The following is a 19,270-nucleotide window of genomic DNA, read 5'->3' as shown; positions in this document are numbered from 1 at the left end:
GTTTACTCCGTTACTTCAATCAAAAAAATGCGATCTTTAAATCCTCCGCGCTCCTCGACTTTCTTAGCACGCACCTTCTCTACATCTTCTGGAAGGACTTTATGAATTTGAGCAAGAGCACGGACCACTTCAAGAATATCGGCCAGTTCTTCAACCCCCTCTGTATCATCGCCAGCTCGGATATACTCTTCTACCTCTTCTCGAAGCTTCCTTTTTAGTTCAGAAACATAAGATTCTTCCTCTAACTTTATGCAATCGCAGTCCTTACCCGAGCTTCGGATAATATCAGGGATTTTGTCACGAACAAGCTTGTTATAGATTGGCATTCAAATCAACTCCTATTCTTGATTTTGTCCACATGACGCTTACGAATCTCGGCATCAGTAATATTAGTCTGAACCAAATGATTGTATATGGTTTGGACCTGTGCTGTAGTAATAAGAGATCCAGGAGTTCCCGCTTTTAAACTAATCAGCTTCCTGGAGATAAACTCGCTTAATTCTACGTCATAGACAACCAGTTCATCCGATTGAATCTTCCGCAGCTCCGGATCAATACTGAACCTACATCTCATCGTGAATGAAATCATAGAGATGTATTTTACAGTGGCTACATCTTTCATCAGACTTTCAATGGCCTTGATATGCCCATAGTTCTGCTTCAGCGGATTATACATCTTGTACCGGTTACTCACCGACCATTGCTGATCCGCCCGCCCACCTTTAATTTCTCCATTGTAGTTTTTCGTCTCAATTACAAATACGCAATATGGGGAAATAACGACATGATCAATCTGGGCATAGCCTGTTCGAGACTTGGAATTAGGCAGCAGCAGATCGCTTAAGAATTTACAGTCCTTAGATAGCTGGTCAAGCTGAATGTTAATTTTGTGCTCGCCTAGCTCACCAATTCGGGTGGGTGCAACTTTTGGTTTCAATTTTGGAGCTTGCACCTTATGTACAGCTTGTGCCGGCTTAGGGTCGAATTTCTTGAAGAGAGACATTAGTGCTTTAAACATAGCTAGACCTCGTATCACTAGATTTACAATATGTATGGTTATTCGACAATATGGGAATGTATCCCTTCTAACCACAGCACATAAGAAAAGACTGTCGCACGGACAGCCCAGTCAGTTAGTGTACGTATTTTTAATTGTGACTTAATCCGAGAGACTAGAACGCGCAGTAAAGGCATTTGCAAGCTGCATACCATCTTTTAGCCCTTGCAGATAGAGACGTTCATTAAGAGCAGATTGCTTCAATTGCAGCTTATCCTCCCAATACTCAAACTCTGGCATGCGTGCAATATCCATGGAGTCAAACAACGCCTGAAAGGCCTTGCTCTCTTCTTCAAAGGCATGTCTAGACTCAGATTGATATTCAATCTGTGCAGTTACCTCATTCAATCGACCTTGAATCGTTTGTACAAACCACGCCGGAAAACTCACCACATCTCCCCCTGGACAGAAGTTTAAACGCCAAGCCTCCGAATATCCGTTCCTTTCTTGATAAATCTGATTAATAAGTTCATCCACCCTACGACTCTGAGCCTGAAGCGCCTCATTAGTGCTTATCGGAACCCCTTCTTCCAGTAACCTCTGCCCCAGTTCATTTAGCCTACGCTTCTCCTCATCATACATGTGCATCAGATTGTGCATTGCATCCTCACCTTTCTGGCAAAGCTATGGTAGTAGACGATGTATAGACATTTTAATGCGTTTATCGGTTTATTTTATTTTAATTCGATATCCGCATTAAAATAACTCCTACCTCGCATACAATTCAGTTAAATTGTGAGGTGACATGGAAATGAGACATCGCAAAGAGCCCCCAGGTGATAAAAATATCATTGGGACCCGAGTTGTAGCTATTCGAAAAGCCAAGAAAATGAAGCAGAAAGATTTCCTTGCGAGGTTGCAAACCTTCGGATTAGATATTAGTCCGACAAGTTTATCTCGCTTAGAGGGTCAATATAGACTTGTTCAGGATTATGAGGTGGTAGCTGTTGCTAAAGCATTGGAGGTATCAGTTGGAGAGTTGTTGGGGGAGAAAAATTGAAGGACAGTTGTTCTGCCATCTTTAAATAAATGTAAAAGCCAAGGAATACTTCTCCTTGGCTCATAAAATATACTTTTTTTCACCAACATCGATTTAACTATATTTTTGCTTAACTTCAGCAATCCAAGCTGGAAGCATGGAAGTTAGCTTCATATTATGCCTTAACAAATTTCCAGCCGTTTGGTTTGTTGCCTTGCTATAATCAATGCTACTAATAAGTTCATTAATGTATGGAACCACATCAGGCTGCGAAATAGAATATGCATTCACTGATTTTCCAAGCAACTTACTGTCAATCCCCCACTCTAAAGAAAAAGCAATAACCACGTTTGCCAACTTACTTGCTTTCCAAGCTTCAAAGGCCTCATCAAAGTCCAGACTGCTCGATAGGTTACCTTGCATAAGCTCAGTGTCCACAAATTCTTTTAGTAACTGTGCTTGCTCATATTCCCCCATGTTACTCAGCTCTTGAATTTGTTCATAAATAATACGGAGTGTTTCATCATCCACCGTTTGTATACCGTTCGGAGCAGTGACTTTCGAACCAATCAAGCTAAGAATATGGTTGGCATCAATGACCTGTGTTCCCGCTAGCTTCGTTCTTCCAGAAAGAGGATTAATCGGCGTTGGCGTTGGCGCTTCCCCTGGCTTCCAAGTTAAGTTTTTATATGCACCGACATATTGCAGCCAAGTATGCTCATTCATACCAAAAGCTACATCGTCCCACTTGAATTCATAGTATTGTTCCACTAAATTCAATTGCTCAGCAGTATCCTTAAAGGCAAGGAGAAATGCTTCTTTTTTCTCGTCATCATCTTTAATGACCTGCCATTCCGTCGGATCAGGTAACGTCTGAATTATTTCAGTATTTTTTATGGCTAGTTTTTTTACAGCAGTATCATAGGTATCCACAATGGCCTTACTGCTCTTACCACCACTTCCATACAGCTTCAGGGCGTCTTCTACGATTTGCTCCGTAAGTCGTGGATATTGGAAGTTGATAATTGTTCCGAACTCTTTATTGGAACCAAATACACGATTAGTTCGAGAATACGCTTGAATCAAACTTTGAAGTTCAAGGGAACGGTCAACATAAAGCGTGTTAAGCCGCTTAGAGTCATACCCTGTCAACAGTTGGGCTGCTACAATCACGAGATCTATATTCTTCGGATTGCGTCCGCTGCCGCCTCGAGTGGCACGTTCTACGAGATCTTCAAAGTAAGCGTCCTCACCGCGTTTTTTATCCCCAGCGATAAATTCAATGCCCGTAAATTCGGCGTAATCCTTAAACATACCTTTTACAATTTTAGGGTCTAATGGCTTAGAATCATTTTCATTGCTGAAGCTAAAAGTCATTGCCACGTTCAGCTTCGCTCCATTGGCAGTCAATTGCTTCTTGAACTCATCATAATAGGCAATCACCCTATTTTTATAAGCCACTGTTAAGATAGCATTAAATTCTCTACCCTGTGATTGGGATTCCCAGTTACTCAGAATTTCTTCAACTACGCGTGGAATATGCGTTTCATCCTGATATATCAGCAATCCTCGTATTTCAGCCTGTTTCTCAAGTTGAGCTTCTGACATTTCTTGAACTTTACGTTCAATTTCCCTATCCGTTAGTTCAGGGCGTTCTTCCTTCATCTGCTCAATCAGTTGCTCTCTTAAATCTTCATAACTCTTGAACTCTCCAGTATTAATGTAATCAACGTGAAAACCTAATACGTTTTTATCCGCAATGGCCTCGTCAATCGTATATTGATGTAACTTGGGCCCAAATAGTTTTTCGGTTGTATTGATGACCTCACTATTTTCATTGACCTTTCCCTTAACGTTATTTTCATCAAATAAAGGCGTTCCGGTAAACCCATAGAAAAGTCCGTTTTTCTTAAAAAACTTCGTAATGCTTCCCATCATCTGCCCCATTGTTGAGCGGTGCGCTTCATCGATGATAAAAATGATTTTTTTATCTGCTAAACTGTTATCGTGAGCTTCTTCCATTTCCTTCACTAAAGAATTTAGTTTAAATGTTGTCGTTACTACAATTCCATTTTTAACTGACTTAAGTATTTTTTTAAGCTGGTAGGTATGCTTGGTATCATCAACCGAGACAGCCTCGTAGGCAGCGTATGCTTTGAAGTTTTCACTGGTTCGAATGTCTAAGTCACGCCGATCAACAAGGAAGATTACCTTATCAAATCCTGCTCTAGTCGATAAAAATAAAGCCGTCTTAAAACTGGTAATGGTTTTTCCTGAGCCCGTTGTGTGCCAAACAAATCCGCCGTGAGGAACTTTATCATCATTATCCCAACCAAAAGCAGCACTTTCGACAGATTGTAAAGCATACACTTGATAAGGTCGCATTAACATATGACGCCTGTTTTCTTCGTCCTTAGCTTCGTCTATCACCAAATAATCCCCCACCATTTGATGGGCCATGGGTATCATAAGAAAATTCTCCACTACTTTTTGCCAGTTGTTAATCGGTTTATTTTTTTTATCCGACCAATGGAAAACAAAGCTAGGGTTGAAATCTGTTATTGTTTTAGGAGTAGCAAAATAACGAGTAGCAATTTCAGAGGTGATTACCATCATCTGCGAAAAAGCCATAAAGTTATTACTGTATTCGCCATCACGGTAGTAGCGCATGAATTGTCCGAAAGCCTCATCCAGCGTTTTGTCCGTACGTTTTTGTTCGATATTAATTAGAGGCAGTCCGTTAATCAGTAAGACAATATCAAAACGGTTATTGCTTGAAGTCTGCACCTCTCTTGCAATCCTATAACTGGAGTCCCCGCCGCGAACTTCGGCTTTTTTGAATATGGTCAAAGTAATTTGTTTTCTCGTAATCTTAGGATTGTCATCACGGTAAATCCCATCAATCTTTCCTTTGGATTCTTCAATAGCTAGAATCTTAGCTGCCTCGTAGCTGTTGCTGATCCGATTGACTTTAGCCATCACTTGTTTGAATTCGTTGTCCGTTAATTCCACACCTTCAAGCTGGTCGGCATTCATACGATTGAGTTCGCTACGCCAGTGAATAATCAGATCATTAACAGTTACTTTTTTAATATTTCCATTTAAGAACTCGGGCGCTTTCCATTTATACTTTTCTAACTCCTTAACAAAATTCTCTTGAAAAGTTTTTTCCGCCGCATTTTTTGGTGCAATGCTCATAGCTTTCACTCCCCTCTATACAAACATTTCATTTAGATATGCTTTTTTTATATTTTGTAATTTTTCCAGCTTTCGCTGATGAAGGGTGATGAGTTTGTCGAGTTGTTTGAAAAATGCGCCGATACGAGCTTGTTCTGTAAAAGAAGGAATAAATACAGACAGTTCTATAAGTTTATTAACTGCTAGTCCGGGCTGCGCCGATTGACCCGAATATTGACCAAGATTCATCTCACCTAAGAGATAAAATAAAAACCTTGTTTCGTTGTTTTTGTTGCCTTTAACGGCAATAGCATGTTCAGTAAAATAGGCTTTTCCTAAGGAGATATTCATGTTTCCGCATAGTGCGCCTTGCCTTCCGATAAGTGCAAATAATCCATCATGATTATAAGTGTTTGTGTATCCACGAAGTCCATTACCGCCAAACACAGGGTATCTACCCTCACCCCTAATATCCTCTGTTTTGATATACTTTCCACTTTGGAACTCATCACATAGTTCCCCTAGCTTACGCTGTTCCCAAGCTTGAGTAAATCCTGCAAATCTCCGTTTCGGCTCACTTTCACCGTCAGCGGGAAACATTTCAGAGAGATAAGCAGATTTTAACGCTTTCAGCTTGTCTAGCTTACGTTGTTGAAGGGTGATGAGGTGGTCGAGTTTTTTGAAAAGGGCTGCAACCTTGGCTTGTTCTTCAAGATCTTTTGGCAAGGTAACTTTTAATTGTGACAAGGATTTTTGACTTACTCCTTTAGCTGTTCCTCCACTAGATAAAGCAGATAGTTCTGCAAATGTTTTCGGAGAGCGTAAAAGTACAGCAAGAAAGTCATTGGTTATCTTTTCTGGATTAACATCAAAAGCAATCGTCCGTTGACTTAGGATATAGCCTTTATCGTCAGGTACTTGAGCCACATTTCCCATTGGTGCTTCAGTTGTAAAAAGCACTTGTCCTTTTCTTAATTCACGTCCGGTCATCCATTTATCGTATAATTCTTGATTTCCATAATGAGCATCTGCACTAGGGTCAATATATCCATGCTTAACATTCAAAGCAGATAGTGCCAAATAACCAGTTTCGCTCCAGTCTAAACCCAGCTTTTTAGGTGTTCTTCCCCGAAAATCAACAGTACTTTTGATGTTGTCGAAGAACTCACGCTGTTCCCAAGCGTCATTATCTTGAAACTCCCTAAATCGTCTTTTTGGCACTAAGTTTGTTTGTTTCATCATCATTCAACCACCAATTCGTTCAACAAGGCTTCAAACGCTGATTCCAAGTCTCGACTCTCATTATCCATTGCTGACAGAGTAACCGCATAACGATTGTGTAACATTTGCAGAGTGTTCAACTCCGTTTTTAACGACTGCTGTACTAAAGAAACCATAGCATTCACGGTGTTACCGAACCATTTTTCATACATCAAGTTGTCGATTTCTTCGTTGGTTAACGTTAAGATGCGTTCTTGCACGGCTTCTTTAAGCGCCTTTTCATCCTCTTTTACCGCCTTGCTAAGCGCTAGTTTATCTGCAAGTAACTTCTCAACTTTACTCAGTAGATTATATTCAACTGTTCCTTTAATTGCCTTCTTCAATTCGGCTTTGAACAATTTGTTTTCAAAAGCTTCACCAGCTTCATTCAAAACTCCGTTTAACGCATTGGCTTCATCACTGTCTTCCACCTTTGCAGCCTCAACCAAGTCGGATAGTTCCGTTTCAATTTCTTGAATGCGAATATTCTTGGATTCAATTTCTGCTAATTCATCACTATATAATTGTTCCGCAATCAACTTATTCGGTACGATACTGCCGACCCAACCATCCTGCTCTTCACGTTTCTTATCACCGGTTCCTTTAGTAATCATATTGGGTTCGCGGGTACGTCCTGCCGTATAGAAATCACTTAACGCGATGATTTCCGTATCATGTGTCAGGGCATTCTTCCAAATTTCAGCCACAATTTGATATCCATCATAAACATCAATATATTGGAACTCTGACAAGATTCCCTTGATTTCAACAAGCATTTCTTCTTCCATCAATGGAATTGAATCAATGTCTACCTTTCCATTTTTCAAAATACCCCAGTGCTTATCAACATAAGATTTGGTTTTGCTTTCGAGTTTTTTAATTTGTTCAATAATGCGAGAGTCACTCAATATATCAGAAGAAATTTCATCTACAGGTTTCACAAGCTCAGCATAGCCGCTGCGGATTTCTTTCAAAGATTGTTCCATAATATCCGGCACAGTAGACTGCAAAACTTTCAACCCGTTTATGTTCTTTCGGGGAATTCCACCAAGGAGATGAGCATCCACATCGTGAGGAATTTCGCCGTCAACCGCCTCAATATAACGAGGAATATTCATGTTATACTGATTGTTCTGTATTTCCTCCTGAGTCGCTAGATGACTGTACCCGTTCTCTTCTCGACGTTCTACATATGTATCCACGATCTTTGCAATGTCTTTTTCTTGCAGGACGTTTTGTTTTCCGACTTTAATATAGCTGTTAGAAGCATCAATGATTAAGACAGGTTCATCGATCTTCCGGTTCTTCTTCAGAATGATGACAACGACCGGGATGCCTGTATTGGAAAACAAACTACTTGGCAAGCCGATGATGGTATCCATATAGTTTTTCTTAAGCAATCGTTCACGAATTTCCCCCTCAGATGAACCGCGAAATAGAACTCCGTGAGGCAACACAATCGCCATCGTACCACTTTGACCTAAGTGAAACAATCCGTGTAAAAGAAACGCAAAATCTCCTTTGGAGTCGGGTGGCAATACCCCAGCCACTTCAAAACGGGGATCACTGACCTTTAACCCTGCTCTGTTCCAATTCTTCATAGAATAGGGTGGATTCATAACTACTGCATCAAACAGCACACCTTCGTTTGCATGTTCTGGATCTTCTGGCCAGTCTTGAGAAAGGGTGTCGCCGTTTTTAATGGTCATTTTTTCAGGGCGAACACCATGAAGCAACAAGTTCATGCGAGTCAAGTTATAAGTGGCTGTATTCTTCTCTTGCCCGTAATAGCTCAGACTCTTTTGGGTATCTTCATCCAAATGTTTTCTAACCGTTAGAAGAAGAGATCCCGAACCGACAGTGGGGTCGTAGATTGTCTTAATGCCTGGTGTTTTTGCTGCAATTTGAGCCATGACTTCACTGACTTGTCGTGGGGTGTAGAACTCGCCTGCTTTCTTCCCTGACTCCATCGCAAACTGACCAATTAGGTACTCATAAGCATCACCCAGTACGTCGCCCTTCTGTAATGCAACCATGTTCAAGTCTGCAAACAGCAAAATCAGCGCCTTAACACTTTTGCTACGTTCATTTAGGTTGCTGCCTAAAGCAGTATCCGTTAAATCAAGTGTAGAACTTGAGAATAATCCCCTGAAGTCATTCGTATCACCGGACACGGCAATCGTACGCTCGAAGTTATTCAAGCTATCCGTTACTTTTTGAACTTCAAATTCTCCTGAATTGATGTCCTTTAACCAAGTCTGGTAGAGATACTCAGGGGAAACATAATAACCAAGTACATTCTGAATCATTTTATCAAGCTGTTCACCGTATTCCGCTTTTGCCTCAGTGTATTCCTCAACCAATTCGGACTCAGTCAAATTTCCTAAACCACTGGTCACTTTGAATGCTTCTAAAGTCTTATCACTCAAAAATTTGTAGAACATCAACCCAAGCATATAATCTTTATAACGGCTGGCATCCATTGAACCACGTAGTTCAGTTGCTCCGTCCCATAGTCTACGTTTAATTTCTTCTGATGTAATCACTATACTTCCCCCATTGAAATATTTTTACCATTCAAAAATTTAATTAATAACTTTTTCAAGCTAATAAAAAGCCTATTCATTTTTAAGTTCACTCTATCATAGAATGAAACCTAGTTGTCAATTGATTGACAGCTAGGCTTCTCATAGTGAATAATCCCTATATTTATTATAGTAGGAAAGAAAAATTCCCAATATACCGTAAACAATAAAATACCGCCAGTGTTAGCTCTGCTTGTCTGGTTTCTTTATCTCCAAATAAAGCTATTCAAAAAATTGTTTGGCATACGCTATTAAGTTTTCCTTTATGCCGTTAAAATCTTGTTGTAAATCAAGTGATACAATTAAAATTTGATTACCTTTAATAGAATAAATATGGTTAGGTTGATTTAAAGCGGTTGTTCTAGCATAAAGTATCATACCTGCCACAGTCTCATCTCTCTGTTTTTTCCAATTATTAATATACGTAAACATTTGATACAGGTTAGAAGATACTTGCTTTGGAATTCCACCTTCAAACCTTACTGCCATATTCTCAGAATAAAACTTTGCATCCACAATCAATGTTTTTTTATCTTTTCGAAGTACAAGGTCTGTTTGCATAATCGGTAATGCATCTATAAATTCATCATCAACAATCCACTGAATTTGAGGATGAGATACGTTAAATTCCGTTTCACGTCTGAAAAATGCATAGATGAACTTTTCATATAAAGACCATAGTCTTTGTTCTTCTTGAACCTCTTTCATCCTTTGAGATGTTGAGCTTTCATCCAATAATAACTGCTCATAAAGATATCTACACACATCTACAATAAATTGATAGCGAATGTTTTGGCGATTATATTTAAGGTTTTTCCAAAGATTCAAGTTCAGCTCTATATCTGATACTTCTGTGAAATAAGGCAGTAAACCATAAAAAATTCTACGTGTCTTTTTATTTATTTTATTTGAGCGTGATAGGTAAACAAGTGTCGCTTTGATAATTTGATTCAACAATATATTTTCAGAGAAATCATCATAAACTACTGAAACTTTCTTAATTATCAATGTATTTTTATTTAACGTAGAATTGAAATCAATTTTCCCTTTAATAACATTGGAATCCTCTTCGATACTTATATAATCTTTCACTAATCCTCCGCGGATTAAAACGGGTATCCCAATCGCCAAAATTTCTGAATACAGCTCTTCAACATTCTCAAACTTTTCTGTTCCAATTTGTTTGTACTCGGAAAGATGTAACGTTTGATATGCATAAGAAAGCATATAATATATATTACGAATTGGAATATTATTATTTCTCTCCATCGTAACAGCCTCTTAGTCGTTCAGCCCAATCGTCCGCCTTCTGTTCATCATCAAACCAATACTCGAATAGCTGTGGAATAATTTCATATTCAATTACTTCCTCTACACGATTTGCGGTATCTACTTTATAAGCATCGCCTGTAAAGTAGCTATGCCCAATTTGAAATCCTGACCCTAGCTCTTTAACAATTTGATTATTTAATCTTTTAATTTCATCAATGACACGGTTTAAACATTGTGGATTATTTAAATCATTTATATAGGACTTAAATGTATCATTGTGGAACGCTGGTTTAATTTCATAAAACGAAAACCTTCTTCTAAGTGCGTAGTCTAATAAAGCTAAGCTTCTATCCGCCGTATTCATCATTCCAATGATGTATAAATTCGATGGCACAGAAAACTTATCATTAGAATAGAGAAGATTGATCTGCTCGCCTCGCTTATCCGCTTCGATAAGCATCATTAATTCCCCAAGTATTTTACTCATATTCCCACGATTAATTTCGTCAATAATAAAAAAGTAGTCTCGTTCTGGATCTCGTGATGCTTTTCTAGCAAACTTCACAAACGGACCTTGTTTCAGTTCAAATCCATCCCCCTCAGCTTTAGGACGTAACCCTTCAATAAAGTCCTCATAACTATAGCTTTGGTGAAACTGAACCATATGAATACGTGTTTCATCTTTTTCTTCCATCATTACATACGCTAAACGTTTGGAAATAAACGTCTTACCTACTCCTGGTGCACCTTTCAATATAAGATTCTTCTTATTTTCAAGTAGAGAAATTAGACGTACAATTTCCTTTTTTTCGATAAAAACGTCCGAAAGAAAATCCTCCATTGTAAAGGATTCATTTTCTTGAACAGTAGGTTTTGATTCAATAAAACGAATGTAGTAGTCAATTGAACTGCCCGATACACCTTTATATTTTGTGTAGGATTTATCTGATACAACAACATCTTTCAACTGTTTTAGTTGCTCAATATCTGTTTCACCAAAAATTTGAGTATCAAAATGGTGCTCTATATCCTTTAACGCACTTACTTTTTGCGTAACTGTTTTATCATTTAAGCTAACTCCTGTATCCGTAACTTGAATAGATAACCAATTTCGAAATTCATTTACTTCAGTCGTTTTTGGATCAATAAATTCTTCATTCATTACTTGATCAATTTCTTGAATGTAATTTGGATAAGGATTTAGACATGTTAACGCTTTCTGAGCAAAAGTCTGATTTAGTTCCCACTTTCCAACTTGAAGCCAATCTACTTTTCTTCTATGTTTATATTCTGATGCTTCATTATCGAAATAATAATCTCCGGTAACAACTCCTCGGGCGAGGATTTTCTTAATTCCTTCTTTTACATATATAACGTCACCAGCTTGAATTTCCCTATAGAAATCCCATACAGCCTTTGAATCATTTACAGGGCGCACCCCATCCGCTCTTTGCTCAGCTATCTTTCGTTCAACATCTTCCTTTGAATCATAGTGTTTTAGATTCCCTAAATAGTCCCAACCAAGGGCAATCATATTTTCGTTCTGGAACTGATCCCATAATCTCGAATATTCACCTGGAGAAATTAACCAATAATTAATGCTGTTATCAATTTTATCTTCTTGATTTGCAATTTTCTTCTCTTTTTTAGGATAAGTTAAAGTAGGATTCTCATCATAATATAGAAATATTAAATATGATCGCATTAAAACGCCCCAGTCAGGTATCCCACCTATACTATCAGGCCTACTTCTTACGCCGCGACTGTATTCATCTTCCGCATATTTTTTTCTAAACTGATTTTTTTTCATACTAAACTTTTGTGGATATCGTGGCGTACCTTTACCACTTACTAACTTCTCAATATCCTGATCACTTTGTTCTGTCATTTGTTGATAAATATTTTTATATTCTGAATATGATTGATAATCAAAGAAATTTCCCTTAAAACCGCTACCTAAAGCAAACTTTTCTAACAACTGCCCAAGTCTCTCAAGATATGGCGTGTACCATCCACCTGTTTTTTCACCCAAGTTTTCCGTAACCCAAGCTTTATATTTTTCTTTTTGAGTATTTACAACATCATTCATAGTGTACCTCCAAAATAGAAGATAAAATGACTTTCACTAAAAGCTCTGAAGAATAGGTATTTCACCCTACTTATGATATATGTCCATATACCTCGTAGACATTACGGACCCGTATTTTACTTATGTAATCTTGGTAATTAAAATTGGATATACTCCTCTACCTGATACTATTCTTTGTTTGTGAACGCCCTAAGCCCACGTCCAGGTTTATCAGAGTCAATATGGAGCATAGTTTCAATTTCTTTTAAATATCTATATAGTATGAAGATAAGTTCAATCCCTTCTATAATATAACTTTCTAAAGTGTATTTTTTGTATTCGTCTACCTCAGCCTGAATGATATCTCCATCTAACTCTTCTACCTCATCAGAAGACGCAAAATATTTTTTAGGAATTTGATTCATATCTTCAAAACCCTTTTTTGTAAATAACAATCGATTAATTTTATCAATATTTAATGAAGTCGAACTTAATAGGAATAATGAAAAAAACTCATACTTAGATCTCCAAAACCAACGAGAGATATCAACATTATCAGCAAACTTTAACTTTTCTAACTCTGCCATGAAAAGCTCTATTTCAGAAATATCTTCAAAACGAAAATCTTTTGAATCCCTGTAATGCTGATGCACCCACTTTCTTCGAACGGTAACAGGTGTGTCGGGTTGAATCTTATGAGCACAAAATTCAACAAGCAGATCATAACAGTTAATTGCATATTCAACATTTTTTGAACCTGCAAGAATTATTTCTATAATGATATTTGACAGTTTGCGATGCATCTGAACGATCTCTTCAAGTTTTTTGCGATTTGCTTGTGCAATTGCTCTGCGAATAACCCCATGCCTGCTTACAAAATACCCCAGAAATACAAGAAGGACAAGCACGACAACCGCAGAAAGTTTAGTGAAATTCTCCCATATAAATATGGTGTTTTCATTCCATAAATTTATCACTTCATTCTTTACTACATCAAACGATGAACTATTAAAAGTTAACACGGTAATTATTCCTGCAAGAATTGAAGTTTTACTTATTATTATATAAAACAAGCTTTTCAATAACTCAACGATTGTAGGATACCCCAAGTAGTCTATCAATTCTTGACGATTGTTACCTCCACCAAAGTAAAAAGCAATTCTCATTCGAAAACTCAGTTTGTCGAAGCCGTATTTAAATCGGATCAGCTTAATTAGCAACCATTTTTTCTTAATCCATAAATGCGCAAGTTCATCATACATGGTTTCTACCAATCTAGAGAGGCGAAACCAAAACAAGTCCCATATGATCATAATTAGTACAATTTCGATCCAGTATATTGCGAATAATCCCAACCAGGTTGATGCCCATTCGTGATTCCAGCTGTTAATTAATCGTCCAAAACCCACAGGTGTACAATACAAGATAATTCCCACTAGAACTAATAAGATAGTCAAAATAAACAGCCATTCAATAATTAATGGCTTGTTCTCGGACAGAAATTGCTTTTTATTATTTTTCATACGCATTTTAGCACCTTTCGTTAATTGCAAGTACAATATTTAACTCTACTCAAATAAATGTAAACGGATGTATTGTCTACCTCAATAGTTTACCTTGGGTCACGATCTACTTGACAGGATGCAATAAGGGATCATTATCTTTCCGAATATAGTTATGTAGATACGCACAAGGATAGAGTTGGACCGCTTCATTCTGCACGGTTTCGTTATATTCGCTAATCAACCTAGCGTAAGACCATGCTTGAAAAGAAGGATGCGGCGTTCTAGTCTTTGTTCGATTAAAGTAGGTTTTAACAAGACCATCCGCGTCCTCAACCGTTTCAACTTCTGTCCATTGTTTAAGCTCAATGATGACAACGGAATATTGATCCTTTTCGTTCAAGCCCGTAATCATGAAGTCGACTCTTCTCGAGGTCGCTGGAATTTTATATTCAATCGCGATTCCTACGTCATCTGGAATGGTCGATGTGTTTAATACTTTATAAAGGTAGTTCATGGAATTGTTCCATGCGTTGATTTCGCCCATGGAAACTCTGCCGACTTTTTGGACGTACTGGTTATGAATCTTTACCGCAATACTGTCTTCGGCCACATCATTCATAAATTGCTGCTTGGTCGATTCATAGATAATCATGGAGTTCTCCCCTATTCATTCACTGCCGCGTACTTTTTTTCGAACTTCCCTTAGAACTGGATACCGGATATTTCTCTGCGTTTTTGTTTATTTTCTGAAGGATGGCATCCTTTACGTCAATATTTAAATCATGAACGAGCGTTAGCGTGTAGATGAGAATGTCAGCAATTTCGTCCTGCATGTCGGAATAATTTTGCTCTATGGCTTGCTGGCTGTTCTTCCATTGAAAGAGTTCCAACAGTTCGCTCGACTCTAGCGAGATCGAAAGAGCCAGATCTTTGGGATCGTGGAATTGCTTCCAGTCCCTTTCGTCGCGGAATTGGATGATTTTCTCGATTAATTCGTCCATACGTACCTCCGTCATGTTGTTCATATTCAATCTCTAACACTTGCTCTGCACAAAATAATGATAGCCCAATCCTCAATGTAAATCCACGTAATTCCTAAAATTACACAGAAAAGGACTCCTGTTAATTAGAAGCCCTTATTGAATCATATAGAAATTATGGCTTTGAACCCCACAATATCCCCGCCGCAACTCATAAAAAATACCGCGCCTCGGATGCTTCAACACTATCTTCTCAGCCATGCTCAAAATCCGCTTCTCACCAACTCTTCTGATCACCAAAGCCAGAATATTCAATACAATAGTACGTTCTTTTTATATAAGCCATACAACCATTCAACTCCTCCATCATGAATATTTCTCATACTTACAACCCCTTTGCCTCACGGAGTTGGTCTAGCCGTTCTTTTACCGAAGCTTCAGGCTCGACTACTGATGAATGAGTGACCGCGTGAACCAGCTCCTCCCCCCAGGATGAAACGTCCCAGCTCTCCAATGTCTTAATCGCCATGTTCCGGTTGGAGGTCACTGGACTGTTCAGACCAGTGAAAATCAACTCTGTCCCTATCCCCTCGAACCGGTCCAAGCTTTGCAAGATTGCGCCCAGCTTCCTATGTGCTGCATATTCTTCACCGAATCCCATTTCATTTCCGGGGCCAGTGGCGATCTGCTGCAAGGGAAGGTGTTCGATGGCGAATTGTACGAACCTATGAATTCGGTCTGGATCATTCGATTTCATGAGCTGATAGTAATAGAAATCCTGTAGCGGGTTGGCTGCAAGCTGATTGTAGAGAGTGTCCCAAATATCAATGCCAAGCTTTTCAGCACAAGCTACGCCATAGTAACGGTCCGGTGAATCACCGCTGTTAACAGCATCCATAACGATACTCATCCACTTGATGTTAGCCATAATCGATTGGCAAGCATCGCTGATATCGCTTCTTAACTGCTCGCTCCAGCCCGCAGACATCCGTTCGGTCCATTTCTCCTCATCCTCAGCCAGGAAATCGTAAATGCTAAATATAGCTGACAGATGTTTTGCAGTTCCCCCTATCTTCCCAGTGAGCCTCACGTAATCAAATAACACCTGTGGAGCATGCTCATAATCATCTATGTCCTCAGCAGGCCCGCCATTCAATAGCGCTTCAATGATATCGGCTGCCCCATCCAATAATGCACTATCTACCTGGTCAGCAGAAAGTGCCTCCCTCAAGCCACCATTTCTAGCACAAATACAGGCTAAATATTCGTTCATGACGTTGTTGTGGCATCCTTGCCGCAGCAGCCAATCTTTTATCTCCTGACTAGCAGGGTCAAGTCTCTCGACGATATGTATTTTCCCCCATCCATGAACCTGTTGAGCCAATTCAAATAGAACTTGATTGCTGTCTTCCATTCCATTATGAATCGCAACCACGGCATAAAGCGTAAATTCCTCATGTCTCCCCAACGTTAGAAGCAAATCCTTAACTTGCTCGTTTTGAAAAAGGCCCAGTAAGGCAATCCCGAATTTGACGACATTTCGGTGCGCCGCATTCTCCGCTAACCATTTCGCTTCATGGAATACGGAGTCCGGCTGTATCCCGGGCTGCTTGCGTACCTCATCCAGAACGACATCCATCATTCCTCCTATATCTGTCTTCACAAGCTTAGCATATAGGGCCTTTCTTGTTGAATTCTTAGGCTTTCTGGATTGCTTCGCCAGCAGGCGAACCAGCTCTCTTGCCTCATCCGTCATCTTAGCAGGTCCGGCATGATGTCCAAAAGCTCCATCCAAACCGCCCGCTACCCATCTGATTTTATCACCGGACCAGAATTCTTCGTCATCCGGCAGCGATCCGTCCACGGATTCTCCTTGTACCTGAATATGGGAGTAAATGGAGGGCCTGCCCTCCCAAAGCGGCCGTTTAGCTCTATCGAAGAAAATAACCATCGTTCACAACACCTCTTCCTATAATTCCTTCAATAACAATCAGAACAGCTCGATGATTTTTTAAACGGCTGCATTATCGTATCAGCTTCTGTATCTATATTTGCTTATTTTGGGAGTAATGAACATGGCGAAAGTATTACAAATGGGCATATATTTTTCACATTTTATCCAATTCCTATAGCGTTGGACTGAGAAAGCCCTCCAGTTGTTGCTGCAATTAGCTCTAGAACATGTAATTCCGCCTTCAATAACAAAACAGAGGACAGGCTTGTTGGCTCCGGGTTTGCCCCTTCTCCATACATCCGATCCTCAATCTCTTCACTTCTTTAGCCCCGTCCTGCTCCTTGCTTCCAAATTTATCGAGCAACGCACGGAATTCATTCCATAGATTCAGATTAAAAGACGATCAGTGACCTGCCCTTTGCAGAAACTGATCATCTCTCTTGTCTTACAGTCCTTCTTCTCCGTACAAAAAAACCGAGAAAAGTCACTTCATTTAAAAGTGTCTATTTCTCGGTTATAGTATATTCATCCGTTATTTTAATTAGTTAGGTTACCCTTCCATCGCTCTAATAGATTCATCCACTTTTACCATCATAGAACATTCGACTCTTTTGCGGAAGATGTCACAGCTGAAGTCATAGGTACCGACCAGGGAACCCGTCGCGTGCAGCGCATTGGCAGGACAACCACCGCTACAGTAGAGTTTCGCCCAGCAGTCCTTACATTCCGGCTTCGAATAGCAGTTGCTCTCTTTAAATTGACATTGCAGCTCCGGTTGTGTGATGCCATCCCAGAGGTTTCCCATGCTGTACTCTTCATCCCCTACGAACTGGTGGCAAGGAAAAAGCTCTCCCCAGGGGGTGACAGCAAGATATTCTGTTCCTGAACCACAGCCAGTGATTCTCTTCTGGATGCAGGGTCCTTCCGAGAGGTCAAGCATGTAATGATAAAAGGTAAACCCCTTGCCTTCTTCACCGCGCCCAATCATTTCTTTTGCGAGAATTTCGTACTGGTTATATATCTCCGGGAGGTCCTCCTCGGTAAGTGCATAGGGTTCCCTTGGATCACAAATGACCGGTTCCATCGAGATTTTGTCAAAACCAAGATCTGCGATATGAAATATATCATTGGTGAAATCAACATTGTTACGGGTATAGGTTCCTCGTACATAGTACTCTTGGTCTCCGCGCTTACGAACGAATTCCTGGAACTTCGGAAGAATATGATCATAGCTGCCTTTTCCGTTAACCGTTTGGCGAAGCCGGTCATGAACCTCTTTTCTTCCATCCAGGCTCAATACGACATTGTACATTTCCTGATTTAAAAACTCAGTGACCTCATCGTTCAGCAGCATCCCGTTCGTCGTGAAGGTGAAGCGGAACTTCTTTTTGTATTCTTGTTCTTTGCTTCTTGCATAAGCTACGATCTGTTTAACTACTTTCCAGGCCAAAAGCGGCTCACCACCGAAAAAGTCGATGTCCAGGTTGCGATGATGACCCGAATTTTCAAGCAGGTAATCGATAGCTTTTTGTCCAACCTCATAGCTCATGATTGCTCGATCTCCGTTGTATTTCCCTTGGCTAGCGAAGCAATAGTCGCATGATAGATTACAGGTATGCGCAACATTAAGACAGAGCGCCTTAACATAAGTTTTTCGTTTTTTTAAATCAAGCGAGAGGTTCTCATACTCATCTTTTGTAAAGAGCTGTCCATTATTTATAAGCTCCTCGATATCCACGATGGTTTCTCGAATGTCACTCTCAGAAATGCTGGAATCATGCTTATATTTCTCTAACATCATTGTCACGATTTGGTCGACAGAAGTTTTCTCATAATCCGCTATAATTTCATATGCTAGGTCATCAACAACATGCACCGAGCCACTATAGGTATCGAGCACGATATTGTATCCGTTTAGTTTATATTGATGAATCATACTTACTAATCAAGCTCCTTTTGCACACTAGTAGAAACGGCTTCGCCATCCTTTAGGGATAGTATCCATTTCTTAAAAATAGCCGCCCATCAGCAGAGCAATGGGCGGTAAAATTCCGAATCCTATCTGTTCATTGCATTTTCACACTTCTGGTTTGCAACGCCGCAGGAAGTTTTACAAGCGGACTGGCAAGAGGTCTGGCATGCGCCGCATCCGCCGTGTTTTGCGGTATCCATCAGTTTGCGGGTGCTTAGGGTTACGATTCTTTTCACGATAAATGACTCCTTCTGTAATTTCTTGTGATCACTTTCACTTAATTTCCATGGAACATCGTAGCAACCTCACGTAAGTACGTCTATGATTCCCGTCACCCAGCAGAGTAGAGAGGACTTAAACATAAGCATCAACACTAATTTTCGTGCAGTCGTTCATGCTTGTGATCGTAGGATGCGGTAGCGGGAACCAGAGTCAGTGCAATACTAAAAAAGTGAAACAAA

General features: G+C 39.6%; 15 protein-coding genes. 1 reads left to right on the top strand and 14 read right to left on the bottom strand.

Going from position 1 to position 19,270, the window contains the following annotated elements:
• Positions 1 to 2: 2 nt before the first annotated feature.
• From MHI25_RS03920 to MHI25_RS03910, 3 genes are all read right to left on the bottom strand, one after another.
• Positions 3 to 326 carry a nucleoside triphosphate pyrophosphohydrolase gene (locus tag MHI25_RS03920; RefSeq protein WP_094877046.1) on the bottom strand — a complete coding sequence of 108 codons (324 nt, stop codon included), beginning with the start codon at positions 324 to 326 and terminating at the stop codon, positions 3 to 5.
• A gap of 5 nt (positions 327 to 331) precedes the next feature.
• Entirely contained in the window at positions 332 to 1,018 is a 687-nt protein-coding gene (locus MHI25_RS03915; RefSeq protein ID WP_340395004.1) for a nuclease-related domain-containing protein, read from the bottom strand.
• Between the two features lie 141 nt (positions 1,019 to 1,159).
• On the bottom strand, positions 1,160 to 1,657 hold the full coding sequence (locus MHI25_RS03910; protein WP_340395003.1) for a hypothetical protein: 498 nt from the start codon (positions 1,655 to 1,657) through the stop codon (positions 1,160 to 1,162).
• Between the two features lie 151 nt (positions 1,658 to 1,808).
• Here MHI25_RS03910 and MHI25_RS03905 point away from each other — a divergent pair, with 151 nt between their 5' ends.
• Positions 1,809 to 2,057 (top strand): helix-turn-helix transcriptional regulator, encoded by a 249-nt coding sequence (locus MHI25_RS03905; RefSeq protein ID WP_340395002.1) that lies wholly within the window; start codon positions 1,809 to 1,811, stop codon positions 2,055 to 2,057.
• A 93-nt stretch (positions 2,058 to 2,150) separates the two neighbouring features.
• Here the strand turns inward: MHI25_RS03905 and MHI25_RS03900 are convergent, their stop codons facing one another.
• From MHI25_RS03900 to scfA, 11 genes are all read right to left on the bottom strand, one after another.
• A complete protein-coding gene (locus MHI25_RS03900) occupies positions 2,151 to 5,234 on the bottom strand; it encodes an HsdR family type I site-specific deoxyribonuclease (protein ID WP_340395001.1) in 3,084 nt (1,027 codons plus the stop codon).
• A 15-nt stretch (positions 5,235 to 5,249) separates the two neighbouring features.
• On the bottom strand, positions 5,250 to 6,455 hold the full coding sequence (locus MHI25_RS03895) for a restriction endonuclease subunit S (RefSeq protein WP_340395000.1): 1,206 nt from the start codon (positions 6,453 to 6,455) through the stop codon (positions 5,250 to 5,252).
• Positions 6,455 to 9,019 (bottom strand): type I restriction-modification system subunit M, encoded by a 2,565-nt coding sequence (locus MHI25_RS03890; protein ID WP_340394999.1) that lies wholly within the window; start codon positions 9,017 to 9,019, stop codon positions 6,455 to 6,457. Before MHI25_RS03890 ends, MHI25_RS03895 begins: the two co-directional genes overlap by 1 nt.
• A gap of 261 nt (positions 9,020 to 9,280) precedes the next feature.
• Positions 9,281 to 10,327 (bottom strand): restriction endonuclease, encoded by a 1,047-nt coding sequence (locus tag MHI25_RS03885; protein ID WP_340394998.1) that lies wholly within the window; start codon positions 10,325 to 10,327, stop codon positions 9,281 to 9,283.
• Positions 10,314 to 12,419, bottom strand: coding sequence for an AAA family ATPase (locus MHI25_RS03880; protein ID WP_340394997.1), 2,106 nt, complete (start codon positions 12,417 to 12,419; stop codon positions 10,314 to 10,316). The genes MHI25_RS03885 and MHI25_RS03880 overlap by 14 nt, the downstream gene beginning before the upstream one ends.
• Positions 12,420 to 12,586: 167 nt before the next feature.
• Positions 12,587 to 13,921: a hypothetical protein gene (locus MHI25_RS03875; protein ID WP_340394996.1), complete on the bottom strand. Its 1,335-nt coding sequence runs from the start codon at positions 13,919 to 13,921 to the stop codon at positions 12,587 to 12,589.
• Between the two features lie 106 nt (positions 13,922 to 14,027).
• Complete coding sequence (locus MHI25_RS03870) at positions 14,028 to 14,555, bottom strand: hypothetical protein (RefSeq protein ID WP_094877054.1); 528 nt, start codon at positions 14,553 to 14,555, stop codon at positions 14,028 to 14,030.
• A gap of 19 nt (positions 14,556 to 14,574) precedes the next feature.
• Positions 14,575 to 14,904: a MazG-like family protein gene (locus tag MHI25_RS03865; protein ID WP_094877055.1), complete on the bottom strand. Its 330-nt coding sequence runs from the start codon at positions 14,902 to 14,904 to the stop codon at positions 14,575 to 14,577.
• A 364-nt stretch (positions 14,905 to 15,268) separates the two neighbouring features.
• On the bottom strand, positions 15,269 to 16,834 hold the full coding sequence (locus MHI25_RS03860) for a limonene hydroxylase (RefSeq protein ID WP_340394995.1): 1,566 nt from the start codon (positions 16,832 to 16,834) through the stop codon (positions 15,269 to 15,271).
• Positions 16,835 to 17,387: 553 nt separating this feature from the next.
• Positions 17,388 to 18,773 (bottom strand): thioether cross-link-forming SCIFF peptide maturase, encoded by a 1,386-nt coding sequence (gene scfB, locus MHI25_RS03855; RefSeq protein WP_340394994.1) that lies wholly within the window; start codon positions 18,771 to 18,773, stop codon positions 17,388 to 17,390.
• 122 nt (positions 18,774 to 18,895) lie between these two features.
• Positions 18,896 to 19,045 (bottom strand): six-cysteine ranthipeptide SCIFF, encoded by a 150-nt coding sequence (gene scfA / locus MHI25_RS03850; protein ID WP_076098734.1) that lies wholly within the window; start codon positions 19,043 to 19,045, stop codon positions 18,896 to 18,898.
• Between the last annotated feature and the right edge of the window lie 225 nt (positions 19,046 to 19,270).

Origin of the sequence: Paenibacillus sp. FSL E2-0177 (assembly GCF_037992975.1) — a bacterium.
Lineage (GTDB): Bacteria > Bacillota > Bacilli > Paenibacillales > Paenibacillaceae > Paenibacillus_AQ > Paenibacillus_AQ odorifer.
Note: the sequence above shows the minus strand (reverse complement) of the source record. Positions and strands in the feature narration are given on the sequence as shown.

What these genes read in the sequence shown, in the direction of transcription:
- MHI25_RS03920 (WP_094877046.1), bottom strand. Translation starts at nt 326, where the DNA reads ATGCCAATCTATAACAAGCTTGTTCGTGACAAAATCCCTGATATTATC.
- MHI25_RS03915 (WP_340395004.1), bottom strand. Translation starts at nt 1,018, where the DNA reads ATGTTTAAAGCACTAATGTCTCTCTTCAAGAAATTCGACCCTAAGCCG.
- MHI25_RS03910 (WP_340395003.1), bottom strand. Translation starts at nt 1,657, where the DNA reads ATGCACAATCTGATGCACATGTATGATGAGGAGAAGCGTAGGCTAAAT.
- MHI25_RS03905 (WP_340395002.1), top strand. Translation starts at nt 1,809, where the DNA reads ATGAGACATCGCAAAGAGCCCCCAGGTGATAAAAATATCATTGGGACC.
- MHI25_RS03900 (WP_340395001.1), bottom strand. Translation starts at nt 5,234, where the DNA reads ATGAGCATTGCACCAAAAAATGCGGCGGAAAAAACTTTTCAAGAGAAT.
- MHI25_RS03895 (WP_340395000.1), bottom strand. Translation starts at nt 6,455, where the DNA reads ATGATGAAACAAACAAACTTAGTGCCAAAAAGACGATTTAGGGAGTTT.
- MHI25_RS03885 (WP_340394998.1), bottom strand. Translation starts at nt 10,327, where the DNA reads ATGGAGAGAAATAATAATATTCCAATTCGTAATATATATTATATGCTT.
- MHI25_RS03880 (WP_340394997.1), bottom strand. Translation starts at nt 12,419, where the DNA reads ATGAATGATGTTGTAAATACTCAAAAAGAAAAATATAAAGCTTGGGTT.
- MHI25_RS03875 (WP_340394996.1), bottom strand. Translation starts at nt 13,921, where the DNA reads ATGAAAAATAATAAAAAGCAATTTCTGTCCGAGAACAAGCCATTAATT.
- MHI25_RS03870 (WP_094877054.1), bottom strand. Translation starts at nt 14,555, where the DNA reads ATGATTATCTATGAATCGACCAAGCAGCAATTTATGAATGATGTGGCC.
- MHI25_RS03865 (WP_094877055.1), bottom strand. Translation starts at nt 14,904, where the DNA reads ATGGACGAATTAATCGAGAAAATCATCCAATTCCGCGACGAAAGGGAC.
- MHI25_RS03860 (WP_340394995.1), bottom strand. Translation starts at nt 16,834, where the DNA reads ATGGTTATTTTCTTCGATAGAGCTAAACGGCCGCTTTGGGAGGGCAGG.
- scfB (WP_340394994.1), bottom strand. Translation starts at nt 18,773, where the DNA reads ATGATTCATCAATATAAACTAAACGGATACAATATCGTGCTCGATACC.